12 protein-coding genes and 1 pseudogene are annotated in these 12,685 nt (G+C 40.8%); 9 read left to right on the top strand and 4 right to left on the bottom strand.

Annotated elements, in window-relative coordinates:
• Positions 1-70: 70 nt before the first annotated feature.
• The 9 genes and pseudogenes from QMN06_RS08525 to rarD form a co-directional block, all read left to right on the top strand.
• Positions 71-703 (top strand): annotated as a pseudogene (locus QMN06_RS08525) (SDR family oxidoreductase); the annotation flags it as partial.
• Positions 704-716: 13 nt separating this feature from the next.
• Positions 717-830 (top strand): SDR family oxidoreductase, encoded by a 114-nt coding sequence (locus QMN06_RS12510; RefSeq protein WP_348649146.1) that lies wholly within the window; start codon positions 717-719, stop codon positions 828-830.
• A gap of 108 nt (positions 831-938) precedes the next feature.
• Positions 939-3,293 (top strand): DUF3141 domain-containing protein, encoded by a 2,355-nt coding sequence (locus tag QMN06_RS08520; protein ID WP_281969697.1) that lies wholly within the window; start codon positions 939-941, stop codon positions 3,291-3,293.
• Positions 3,294-3,310: 17 nt separating this feature from the next.
• The gene (locus QMN06_RS08515; protein WP_281969696.1) at positions 3,311-4,726 is read left to right on the top strand and encodes a bifunctional enoyl-CoA hydratase/phosphate acetyltransferase; all 1,416 of its coding nucleotides are present in this window, start codon (positions 3,311-3,313) and stop codon (positions 4,724-4,726) included.
• A gap of 25 nt (positions 4,727-4,751) precedes the next feature.
• Entirely contained in the window at positions 4,752-5,960 is a 1,209-nt protein-coding gene (locus tag QMN06_RS08510; RefSeq protein WP_281969695.1) for an acetate/propionate family kinase, read from the top strand.
• Positions 5,960-6,619, top strand: a complete 660-nt coding sequence (locus QMN06_RS08505) for a 3-oxoacid CoA-transferase subunit A (RefSeq protein WP_281969694.1) — start codon at positions 5,960-5,962, stop codon at positions 6,617-6,619. Before QMN06_RS08510 ends, QMN06_RS08505 begins: the two co-directional genes overlap by 1 nt.
• A 15-nt stretch (positions 6,620-6,634) precedes the next feature.
• Complete coding sequence (locus QMN06_RS08500; RefSeq protein WP_281969693.1) at positions 6,635-7,300, top strand: 3-oxoacid CoA-transferase subunit B; 666 nt, start codon at positions 6,635-6,637, stop codon at positions 7,298-7,300.
• Between the two features lie 9 nt (positions 7,301-7,309).
• A complete protein-coding gene (locus QMN06_RS08495) occupies positions 7,310-8,158 on the top strand; it encodes a 3-hydroxybutyryl-CoA dehydrogenase (protein WP_281971756.1) in 849 nt (282 codons plus the stop codon).
• Positions 8,159-8,276: 118 nt separating this feature from the next.
• On the top strand, positions 8,277-9,185 hold the full coding sequence (gene rarD / locus QMN06_RS08490; RefSeq protein ID WP_281969692.1) for an EamA family transporter RarD: 909 nt from the start codon (positions 8,277-8,279) through the stop codon (positions 9,183-9,185).
• Here rarD and QMN06_RS08485 read toward each other — a convergent pair.
• Genes QMN06_RS08485 through rph form a run of 4 tightly spaced genes read right to left on the bottom strand, consistent with a single transcriptional unit; the run spans position 9,154 to position 12,666 of the window.
• The gene (locus QMN06_RS08485; RefSeq protein WP_281969691.1) at positions 9,154-10,116 is read right to left on the bottom strand and encodes a 2-dehydropantoate 2-reductase; all 963 of its coding nucleotides are present in this window, start codon (positions 10,114-10,116) and stop codon (positions 9,154-9,156) included. The two genes, rarD and QMN06_RS08485, sit on opposite strands and share 32 nt — an antisense overlap.
• Positions 10,117-11,349 carry a radical SAM family heme chaperone HemW gene (hemW, locus tag QMN06_RS08480; RefSeq protein WP_281969690.1) on the bottom strand — a complete coding sequence of 411 codons (1,233 nt, stop codon included), beginning with the start codon at positions 11,347-11,349 and terminating at the stop codon, positions 10,117-10,119. It lies immediately after the preceding gene.
• A complete protein-coding gene (gene rdgB / locus QMN06_RS08475; protein WP_281969689.1) occupies positions 11,342-11,941 on the bottom strand; it encodes an RdgB/HAM1 family non-canonical purine NTP pyrophosphatase in 600 nt (199 codons plus the stop codon). Before rdgB ends, hemW begins: the two co-directional genes overlap by 8 nt.
• Complete coding sequence (rph, locus tag QMN06_RS08470) at positions 11,938-12,666, bottom strand: ribonuclease PH (protein ID WP_281969688.1); 729 nt, start codon at positions 12,664-12,666, stop codon at positions 11,938-11,940. Before rph ends, rdgB begins: the two co-directional genes overlap by 4 nt.
• Positions 12,667-12,685 lie beyond the last annotated feature (19 nt).

The following is a 12,685-nucleotide window of genomic DNA, read 5'->3' as shown; positions in this document are numbered from 1 at the left end:
CACATACGATTTTCATAATTAACTACTATTGTTACCTCAGGTTCAGTTTCATTTACCGAGGAGAAATGGGATGTTACGAGGAAAAAAAGGTATCATTCTTGGATTGGCTAATGATCATAGTATTGCTTATGCATGTGCCAAACATTTTTCAGATGAGGGTGCACAGATTGTCGCTAGTTGTCTCAATGATAAAGCGAGATCCTATGTTGAGCCAGTCATCAAAGATATCCCCCATATTGACTTACAGACCTGTAATGTAGAAAACGCAGGGGAGCTTGAGACTTTTGTTCAGCATGCAGCAGATCAGTTGGGTAGCATTGATTTTGTGATTCACTCGATTGCTTGGGCACCTTTAGAAGACCTTCATGGGCGGGTAGTTGACTCATCTGGTGAAGGATTTAAGCGTTCGGTTGATATATCTTGTCATTCATTTGCAAGGGTGGCCCGTCTAGTTGAGCCCTTAATGAATAATGGTGGTGCCATGTTAACCATGACCTATGGGGGCTCTGATGCTGTGATAGGCCACTACGGAATGATGGGGCCCGTTAAAGCTGCTTTAGAGTCCTTAGTGCGCTATTTAGCTGCTGAGTTAGGCCCCAAAAAGATACGCGTGCATGCTGTTTCTCCAGGACCAATTAGAACAAGAGCAGCTTCTGGAATCGACAGTTTTGATGAACTCATTAATGATGCGATTGAGACTTCCCCATTAAGAAGAATTGTCACGATTGAAGAAAGTTGCTCATCTAGCAGCATTTTTATGTGCAGACATCTCTTCTGGAATGACTGGGCAGACTATTTATGTGGATGCAGGACACCATATCGTGAAATAACTTCATGACATGTCACCATAATTTCATCAAAAAAGACTTTATCTGTAACTCAGGGTAATTACTATGCTTTAAAAGCATTAATTTTTTCATTTTTTATTGGGAAACATCATGAGTGATTCATCAAAAAAAGCTAGCCTTATGGATGCCATCAAGGGAACTTTAGAAAAAACATTAAAAAATACAGAAAAGGTAGTTAGGGAGACAAAAGCAGCAAATGAGAAAATCGCTGGATTATCAAAAGTACATTCTCAAAAATTACAAAAATCTATTTCTCAAGAAAGAGAAAAGATTCAAAAAATGTTAGAGGATATTCAAAAGAATATTCAAGGTACAGAACTAAAGAGCCCAACAGATTTTTTCACATTGTATGCAGAGTATTTACGTGATGCAGGTGAAAGACAGGCACTATTTTTTGACGCGTTGCGCCAAAGAGGCAATATTTATGTTGAGCATTCCAAAGCTGGTATGCCCCCCGTATTGGATTTTGACTATGAAGTCGTTGTTGATGGAATGGATTTAGTACCTCAGGTGAATTACATGTTGCTCAAAATCACACCGCCAGCAGGCAAAGTGATTGATGAGAATCGTGCTCCGATCATTATTGTTGATCCACGTGCAGGACACGGTGCTGGTATTGGTGGGTTTAAACCAGAGAGTCAAGTTGGCGATGGTTTTGATGATGGACATCAAGTTTACTTTGTGGCTTTTCGACAAATGCCTGTTCCAGAGCAAACATTAGCCGATGTAAGAGATGCTGAAATCGAGTTTGTTCAAGAGGTTATCCGACGTCATCCAAATGCACCAAAACCGATCATGATTGGTAATTGTCAGGGGGGGTGGGCGACGATGTTAGTTGCTGCTAAAGCACCTCAGTTATTAGGGCCGATCGTTCTTAACGGCTCGCCTATGTCGTATTGGGCGGGTAAGCGTGGTGAAAATCCAATGCGTTATACCGGTGGCGTTAAGGGTGGTGCAATGCCCGCCATTCTTGCGGCGGATTTAGGAAACGGTATTTTTGACGGCGCTGCTTTAGTACAAAACTTTGAATCACTTAATCCAGCAAACTCTATGTTTGCTAAGTATTACAACCTTTATGCCAATGTGGATACCGAAACGCCAAGATTTTTGGAGTTCGAGCGTTGGTGGGGAGGTTATGCGTTGATGACAGAAGCCGAAATTCGCTGGATTGTAGAAAATTTATTTATTGGTAATAAATTAACTGCTGGTGAAGCAGTTCTTGGATACGACCGTGTTGATTTGAAGAAAATTGAATCACCGATTATTGTTTTCGCCTCCCATGGCGACAACATTACACCGCCTCAGCAAGCACTTCATTGGATTCCAGATTTATACGCAAGCGTGGATGAATTAAAGGCTAAAGGTCAGCGCATTGTTTATATGGTGCATGGCTCTATTGGTCACTTAGGTATATTCGTATCCGCTAAAATTGCTGGTCGTGAGCATGAAGCAATTACTGACACTTTTAGAGCGATTGAAGCGTTGTCACCTGGTTTATATGAGATGGTTCTTGAAGATGGAAAAGATCGCATGCATATACGTTTTGAGCCAAGAACGATGGAAGATGTTATTTCGATTGCGAATGATCCAGATGATGATGAGGAATTATTTGCAGAAGTCTCAAAGATGTCCCAGATGGTCACTGAGATTTACGAAAGAATGTTCCGTCCAGTTGTGAAAAACTTAGTGACAGAGCATTCAGCAGAGATGCTCAGAAACATGAACTCACTCCGCACACAACGCTTGTCATTCTCGGACGCTAATCCACTTATGCCGATGTTTGATGCAATGACTGCAAAGACAAAAGAAAAGCGCAAAGCCATAGCAAAGAATAATCCGTTTTTGCAGTTAGAGAAAATGTTTGCTGAGTCGATTGAGTCACAGTTAAATCTGTATCGTGATACACGTGATGCAATGACTGAACTGATGTTCTTTCAGATGTATTCTTCACCGATTGTGAAATCTATTACAAAGCCATTAGATAAACATCATGGAAAATCAAAAGATGTTGATGCCCGTCAATATCCAGAGATTCAATTGGCCTTGTCACTGATGGAAGTTGGTAGTGTTCCAGAAGCGACTGTACGTATGTTGCACTTAATTACAAAGGCTCGTGGGTATGTTAGAAGAACAAGACTTGAGCGCGAATTACAAACATTGCAAAGAGCGCATTTTCCAAACTTGCATGATGAAAGTGCGTTATCTCACTTGATTCATCAACAATCTTTGATTGTTGATTTTGAGCCAAAGTTAGCGAAAGACAGTCTAGTAGTTTTGTTAAATACCGAAGAAAAAATACAAGAAGCGTTAGATCTCGTTATGGAAATTGCTGGACCGCGTGACACGATGCATCCAAATGCGCTTAAGCAATATGAAGAGTTTGAAAAAATGTTTGCTAAAAAAGCAGTGAAGACAGCAAAGAAAAGAACAGCTAAATCTGAATAAATGTGATTGGAAATAATATGAATGCACCTATTGATGGATTAAGAAATCGAATTTGGGAAGAGTTAAAAGTTGGAGATGAAGCCTCTATTGAAAAAACAGTAGGCTCTAGAGATTTATATCTATTTGCGCATGCATCGGGTAATTTAAACCCCCTGCATATGCCAACATTTGATGTGGACCATGACGGTGTGAGTGATGCGGTAGCGCCATCGATGTGGGTTGGATCATTAATCTCTAGTGTTTTAGGTAATGTTTTGCCTGGTCCTGGCACACTCTACCGTCAACAGTCTTTTGATTTTGTTGGCCGAGCTCATGTTGGCGATGTGATCAATATTCATGTGCGTTTACTCGAAAAATTAGAATCTCCCAATGTTGTTTTTGAAACGATTGTTTCCAAAGTGGGTGGCCCGATAATTGCGGCAGGTAAAGCAATCGTTAGTGCCCCAACGGAGCATGTGACCTTATCGCATCATGATTTACCTCCTTTACTTCTCGAGGAGCACGATCATTTTGCACGATTGATTGAAGCTGCGAAGAAATTAGAGCCAATGCCTACTGCGGTTGTTTGCCCTGATGACGCCAACTCATTAAAAGGTACATTGCTTGCAATGCGTGCAGGTTTGATTATTCCAATATTGATTGGCTCTAAAGTCAAGATTGAAGAAGCTGCAAAATCTGCGCACGAGGATTTAACATTAATCCAAATCATCGATATTCCTGATCATGTTGCTGCGGCGGCAAAAGCCGTTGAGTTGGTCCATAGCAATCAAGTCCGCGCGATTATGAAAGGTAACTTACACTCAGATGAGCTATTAGCACAAGTTGTTAAAAAAGAAGGTGGCTTACGAGCCTCACGCAGGATTTCACACGTCTTTGCGATGAATGTTCCTACGCTCGATCATCCTTTATTTATTAGTGATGCAGCAATTAATATTGCCCCAGATTTAATGACTAAGGTAGATATCACACAAAATGCTATTGATTTGGCACAGGCTTGTGGAATTTCTAATCCACTCGTTGCGATTATGTCGGCAGTTGAAACGATTAACGTCAATATTCCTTCCTCGATGGAAGCAGCGATTCTAGCCAAAATGGCAGATCGTGGACAAATTACGGGTGGAATTGTTGACGGCCCACTAGCCATGGACAATGCGATCGATATGGGCGCTGCAAAAACGAAAAAATTAGAGTCTCCAGTCGCAGGTCGAGCTCAAGTACTCATTGTGCCAAATCTTGAGTCTGGAAATATGTTGGCAAAGCAGTTAACATTCGTTTCTCATGCTCAGCCTGCCGGCTTAGTATTAGGCGCAAAGATTCCAGTCATGTTAACTAGCAGAGCTGATAATGAAATGGCTCGTTTAGCTTCATGTGCTTTAGCCCAGCTCTATGACTATTTTAGAAGAAATAAAAAATCAGCGATTACAGAAGAGTAATCACTAGTTCAAAATGGAGAATGCTATGTCCAATCAACGACAGGGATTATTGACACTCAATGCGGGGTCTTCATCCATTAAATTTGCTTTATATACCGTTCCAGCACTTGAGCAATTAATTATTGGTCAAATTGATGGGATTGGTTCTACTGCCGCATTTAAAGCGAAAAGTAGTGATCAATCGATTCATGAGAAATATGAATGGCCGGAGAATCAAGCGCCACAAAATCATAGTGCTGCTTTACATTGGTTAATTCAGTGGTTAGGTAAGCATATGGCCGATATGCAGATTAAGGCAGTTGGACATCGTGTTGTACATGGTGGTCAATACTATAGTGAACCTGTCTTGATTAATGACAACGTTCTCCAAAAGTTTGAGACTTTACTCTCATTGGCGCCATTACATGAGCCGCACAATATCGCAGGTATTAAAGCTGCTCGTGAGTCCTTTGGCGATATTCCACAAGTTGCTTGTTTTGATACTGCATTCCATCGCAATCAGCCATTTATTAATGATACCTTTGCTATTCCTCGCCATTTTTATGATGAGGGAATTCGTCGTTATGGATTTCATGGCTTATCTTACGAATTTATTGCTAAGAAATTGCCTGAACTCTATCCTGAGCATGCAAGTGGCCGAGTGATTGTATTGCACTTAGGTAATGGGGCTTCCATGGCAGCTCTCAAAGAAGGTAAATCAATTGCCTCCACTATGGCATTTTCTGCATTAGATGGTTTGCCGATGGGAACAAGATGTGGCGACATTGATCCAGGTGTATTGCTCTATTTGATGGATCATAAAAAGATGTCTGCTAAAGAAATTTCTGACTTACTTTATAAAGAGTCTGGACTAAAAGGTCTATCAGGAATTTCTAACGATATGCGAACTCTTGAAAGCTCTGATGCAACATCTGCTAAAGAGGCTATTGAATACTTTATTAGTCGAGTCAAGAGAGAAATTGGAAGTTTAGCAATGGCATTAGGTGGTCTTGATGCCATGGTATTTACGGGTGGTATTGGTGAGAATTCTGTGCACATTCGTCAAGAAGTATTAAAAGGTTGTGAGTGGCTTGGTGTGGAATTAGATGAAGCCAAGAATGCTACTGGACAGACTGTTATTTCAACTGAGTATTCGAGTGTTTTATGTTTACGCATTCCGACGGATGAAGAAGGAATGATTGCAGCACATACCTTAGCCTTATCCAATTTAACCATTCCAACGATGAGTTCATAATGAGAAAAGCACAACAACCAGAAGAGTTAGTCAAGTTAATCCCGGATGGCGCCGTCTTGATGATAGGTGGCTTTATGGGAGTAGGGTCACCACACCGAGTGATTGATGCCCTTGTTGAGAGTGGTCAGAAAAATTTAACAATCATTGCCAATGATACTGCCTTACCAGGTGTTGCGATTGGTAAATTGATACGAAGTGGTCAAGTATCCCATGTGATTACGAGCCACATTGGCCTCAATCCTGAAACACAACAAAAGATGATTAGCGGTGAGATTAAAGTTGATTTATGCCCACAAGGTTCTTTAGTTGAAAGAATCCGTTGTGCAGGATATGGTTTAGGTGGCGTATTAGTAAAGACTGGTTTTGGTACCTTAGCTGAGGAAGGTAAGCAGATTGTTGAAGTCAACGGTGATGCATGGTTACTAGAGACCCCACTACACGCAGATTTTGCTTTAATCCATGCGCATCAAGCAGATTATTTAGGTAATTTAGCGTATCAATTAACTTCAACCAACTTTAATCCAGCGATGGCGATGGCAGGTCAGTGTGTGATTGCAGAGTCTAATGAAATATTGCCGGTTGGGATGATATCCCCAGATCATGTTGATACACCGGGTGTGGTTGTAGACCATTTAGTTGCTATTAAACTTTCACATTAAAAGTCGGATACAGATATGATGAAACCACAAGAAGTTATTGCGCGCCGAGTTGCTCAAGAATTAAGAGATGGCATGTTGGTCAACTTAGGTATTGGTATGCCAACGATGGTGGCTAATTTTTTACCAGAAAACTTAACCGTCTTTTTGCAATCTGAGAATGGCTTAATTGGGCTTGATCAGCGTCCTCCAGAGGGGATGGAAGATGAGGACTTGACGGATGCTGGTGGCGGATATGTAACAGCGATTCCAGGAGCGGCCAGAATTGACAGTAATATGTCTTTTGGGCTGATTCGTGGCGGTCATTTAGATATGACTGTGTTAGGCGGTTTACAGGTTGACTCGAAAGGTTTATTGGCCAACTGGATGATTCCTGGCAAGATGGTACCTGGTATGGGCGGTGCAATGGATTTGGTGACAGGTGCGAAAAAAGTTGTGGTGGCGATGGTTCATACGGCAAAGGGCGCACATAAAATTATTCCAAAATGTGAGTGGCCTTTAACCTCGACTCGACCGGTTGATATGATAGTGACGGAAATGGCTGTGATTATTAACACTCCTGAAGGATTAGTATTAACAGAGACGGGCCCTGGGGTAACTGTTGAGGATGTTGTTGCTGCGACGGGAACACCGCTTATCATTGCAAATGATGTTAAAAAGATGAATATTGAAGCGACTTCTTAAGGAAAAATGATGGAAATTCAATCTGTAGGAATTATTGGTGCGGGCATTATGGGGAATGGTATTGCTCAAGTTTGTGCTGCATCAGGATTAGATGTAGTGATGGTAGATATTAATCAACCAGCAATTGATAAAGGGATGGAAAGTATTAGCTCAAGTCTTGAGCGTTTAGTTAAAAAAGAAAAACTGACCGCTGAGCAAAAAGCTGCGACATTAGCAAAAATTAAGCCTTCACTTGATTATGCTGATTTAAAAGATTTACATTTAGTGATTGAAGCTGCTACAGAAAATCAACCGATTAAAGAAAAGATTTTGAAGCAATTAGATGAGACATGTTCACCAACAACGATTATTGCTACAAATACTTCTTCTTTATCAGTCACTCAGATTGCATCAAAAATTTCCAATCCGGCGCGTGTGATTGGAATGCACTTTTTTAACCCCGTACCAATGATGGCTTTAGTTGAAATCATTCGTGGCTTACAAACAAGTGATGAAACACATCAAGCCATTTATGAGATGTCGAAAAGACTTGGTAAAGAGCCCATAACAGTTAAAAACGCACCAGGATTTGTTGTTAACCGTATTTTGGTACCGATGATTAATGAAGCATTTTTCGTATTAGCTGAAGGTATTGCAACGGCAGAAGATATCGATGCTGGAATGAAACTCGGTTGTAATCAACCGATTGGCCCTTTAGCTCTTGCCGACCTTATTGGTTTAGATACGATCCTAGCGATTATGGAAGTTTATTTCAATAACTTCAGTGATTCCAAGTATCGCCCATGTCCATTACTCCGCGAAATGGTAGCTGCTGGTCACTTAGGTCGTAAGACTGGTAAAGGCGTTTATCAATATTGATATCCTTATTCTTTTATTTTTAGGTCGACTATGTCGGCCTTTTTTTTACTTCAAATTACTGAATTAGATCAGTTCGATATAAAAGGCATAAAATGATTTCTCTATGAAGAAATCATTTATGTCTCCCACACAATTGGGATATTGGAGCGTGATTACCAGCTACATATGTTGGGGCTTTATGCCTTTATATACACGGGAATTTACAGACGTTTCGATGCTGGAATTTTTTGTACATCGGATTGTTTGGTCTGTAGTTATTCTGGTTTTCATTATGTTAATTCAAGGTAAATTTTTTGATTTACTTAAAGATGTAACTCTTAAAACTATCGGTTACTACTTCATTAGTGCTATTTTGTTAGCGGCCAACTTTTATATCTTTGTTTGGGGAATTTTGCGCGGAGATATTACTGAGGCAAGTTTGGGCTATTTTATTAACCCATTAGTGAGTGTGGTTTTAGGTTTAGTTATCTTAGGTGAGAGGCTTCGTAAATTACAAGTTTTGGCAATTGTATTTGTGGTAACAGGAGTCGCAATTTTAGGTTTTGCATATGGCAAATTTCCTTGGTTAGCATTGGCTCTTGGGGGCTGTTTTGGCTTATATGGACTGGTTCGTAAGTTAGGGACTTTAAGAGCCCTAGAGGGATTAACTTTGGAGATGATTCTGTTACTGCCTTTTGTACTCATCTTGTTTTATTACCTTCACGCGCAGGATCAATTAATTTTTGGAACCCAGGGTTGGTTGATTGACATCAAGTTAATGACAATCGGTATTGTTACGGCTGTACCAATGTTGATTTTTATTTTTGGCGTACAACGAATATCGATGACCAGTTTAGGGTTTATTCAATATTTAGGACCCACTTTACAGTTTTTAAGTGGCGTATTTATTTTTCATGAAATCATCGATCAACATCGGTTTTTAGGCTACGCAACCGTATGGATTGGCCTCATTATTTTTGCGGTAGAGGGACTATATTCAGCGAAAAAAAATCAATCTAAACCAGCTGAACCGGTGATGATGGATTGAAAGTACCCTGTTGGTATTCACGCATTTTGATGAGTGAATAAATCATTTCGTTGATGGGGACGCTTGTGGCATGTCTCTTCGCTTTAGCGACGATTGCACCATTTAAGTAATCGATTTCTGTTGCTTTTGATTTACTTAAGTCTTGAGCTGTTGAGGAAAGCTGCAAAGGCCACAGATTTGGTACTTTATTTACTAGATCTTTGATATGCTCTCGATCTAAATGAACACCTTCTAATAATGCAATCTGACAACATTCCTCTTGGATGAGATCAATGACTTCTTTGATTCCTGGACTTTTCAAGAGTTCGGAGTAATTGATTTGTGCAATGGCTGATAAACCGTTTAAGACACAATTGATGATGAGTTTATGCCACATTTCAACGATGATAGTTTTGGAAACTTTAGTTGGAATTTCAGCTAATTGAAGTAATTGCGATAAAAATTCAAGACGTTGTTCACTTTGCTCAGGAATGGTATTGCCAATAATTAAATTTCCACCACCTAAGTGTTTCACCAGATTGAGATCCGTCATGGCAATGGCTGCATAAATGAGTGCGGAGTAGCAAGGTTGCTGTATATGTTTTTTGAGTAACTCCGCATTATCCAGCCCATTTTGTAGACTAAGGACAACAGCGTTTGATTTGAGGTGAGGAGCTATTTGAGAGGCCGTTAGGAGAGTTGCTTGCGTCTTCACGGCAATCAACACATAAGAGGAATCTGCAAGTGTTTCATAGTTAATTGAGGCAGTTACTGGATAATATTCGATACGATCTCCCCATTGGATCCCTACACCGTGATTGGTTAACGATTCAATTTGATTATCTCTGGCAATCAAAGTTACAGGAAAACCTGCTTTGGCTAATAGTCCGCCAAAATAACAACCAACAGCACCAGCACCTACAATCGCAATTTTAGGTAAAGTGGGATTCATTTATAGTTCAGTCAACACCGGTAAAAATAATTCTTGAAGATCATTTAAAAACTCAAAACCATGGGGTGTAGCTATTAACTGAGTAAAGTCAGTTTCAAGTAAGCCTTTTTCGATCGCAAGTTGCAGCTCAGATTGGATATCGATTTGTAAAAGCCCAGTACGTTGTTCAAACATACTCATTGATACACCATTTTTTAATCGCAATGCACCAAGCATAAATTCAAAAGCAAGTTCATCTTTAGCGATGGTTCTTTGCTCAATGACTGCTTTACTAGACGAATGAATCGACTCCATATAGGTTTGAGGATGGCGCTCTTTGACTGTACGAATGATTTTGTCCGGGAAGGAAATTTTGCCGTGAGCACCTGCACCAATACCGAGATAATCGCCAAAAGTCCAATAATTTAGATTGTGAAAACATTCCGATTTATTTTTTGCATAAGCAGAAATTTCATAGCGGTAAAGCCCTGCTGATGCCAATTGAGCAATCAATGAAGATTGCATATCAGCGATCAGATCATCATTTGGCAATGGTGGTGGAAATTTTGCAAACAAGGTATTCGGTTCAAGCGTGAGTTGATATAAAGATACATGGTCTGTTTGAAAGCTTAATGCCGTTTGAAGGTCAGAACTTGCCTCTTCTAGAGATTGCATCGGTAGGCCATACATTAGATCTAGATTGACTCTTTTGAAAAATTGTTTGGCAATCGCAATTGCTTGATGAGCTTCACTCGCAGAATGAACTCGTCCTAAGTCTTTCAAATGACGTTCATTAAAGCTTTGGATGCCTAAAGAAATTCGATTGACACCACTCTTGGCATACGCCGAAAATTTCTCTGCCTCAACGGATCCGGGGTTGGCTTCAAGGGTAATTTCAATATCACTATCCATGCCAATACGTGCACGCACATCTGCCAAGAGTCGATCTAAGCCCTTAGGGGACAATAAGCTTGGTGTGCCACCACCGATAAAAATCGAATGAATTCTTCTACCCCATATGAGAGGTAAAGATTCTTCTAGATCTTTACAAAGAGCATCTAAATAAAGGTTTTCATCAAACCCAAGCCCTTGATCACTGATTGCATGTGAATTGAAATCACAGTAAGGACATTTTTTTACACACCAAGGAAAGTGAATGTATAGAGATAGTGGAGGTAAGGATTCCAAGACGATGTGATTCGTTGGGCGAGGAGTATTTGCTGCTTGAATCGGAATAATTGGGTGATTACTCATGGCGTAATTTTTGTAGAAGTTCATGCATCGCAAGGGCGCGATGGCTGATAGTATTTTTTAGTTGAGGGTCTAATTCAGCAGCCGTTTGTTGATATTTTGCTAAATAAAAATAGGGATCATATCCAAACCCATGAATACCTTTTGGCGTGTCAATCACCTCCCCATGCCATGTTCCTGTCGCAATCAAAGGTTCTGGGTCAGTTGGATGTTGAATAAAAACCAGAGCGCAGACGTATTTTGCCCGACGGTTTGATTCATTTTTTAATAAATTTATTAAATGATGATTATTTTGATCGTCATCGGCATGAGGTCCAGCAAATCTCGCTGAATGAATGCCTGGAGCGCCTTGCAGAGCATCAACACAAATTCCGGAGTCATCAGCAAGACTAGGAAGACCGCTCAGAGCACTTGCTTGTCTTGCCTTAGAGAGGGCATTTTCGATAAAGGTCGGATGTGGTTCAGGAGCTGCTGGAATTTGTAAATCTTGTTGGCTGATGACCTCAATACCAAGTGGAGCAAAAATGGCATTGAATTCCCGAAGTTTTCCAGGATTCAGAGATGCTAAAACAATTTGTCTTGCCATAGACGTCATTGAGCAAGAGCTTCTTTTTGCAAATGAACCAGTTGCTGGATGGAAGCTTGTCCTAGATTAAGAAGTTGGTTGAGTTCATCCTTAGAAAAACTGGCACCTTCAGCGGTTCCCTGAATCTCAACGATCCCACCTTTACCTGTCATGACAATATTCATATCCGTATCGCAAGAAGAGTCCTCGTCGTAATCTAGGTCAGCCACTACTTGGCCTCGATAAATACCTACGGAAATTGCTGCCACATGATCCAAAATAGGGTCTTGTTTGATGGTGCCATTTTTTAGCAATAGATTAATTGCATCACGAGCTGCAACAAAAGCCCCAGTAATTGCTGCCGTGCGCGTTCCACCATCGGCTTGAATAACATCACAATCGAGATGAATCGTGCGCTCACCTAAAAGATGGAGATCGAACACGTTGCGTAACGAACGTCCAATGAGACGCTGGATTTCTTGAGTGCGTCCTGATTGTTTGCCCTTGGCAGCTTCTCGGTCACTGCGCGTATGGGTTGATCTTGGAAGCATGCCGTATTCAGCGGTGACCCAGCCTTGACCGCTGCCCTTTTGATGAGGGGGGACACGCTCCAAAATACTGGCATTGCAGAGCACTTTAGTACCCCCAAAGGCAATCAAAACAGAACCTTCCGCATGTTTTGTGTAGCCGCGAGTAATAATTACCTCACGGATTTGAGAAAAAGCACGCTGACTGGGGCGAACGACTGTATTCATGGATCAAGACCTTTCAATT

Origin of the sequence: Polynucleobacter sp. SHI8, from assembly GCF_027944005.1 — a bacterium.
GTDB lineage: Bacteria > Pseudomonadota > Gammaproteobacteria > Burkholderiales > Burkholderiaceae > Polynucleobacter.
Note: the sequence above shows the minus strand (reverse complement) of the source record. Positions and strands in the feature narration are given on the sequence as shown.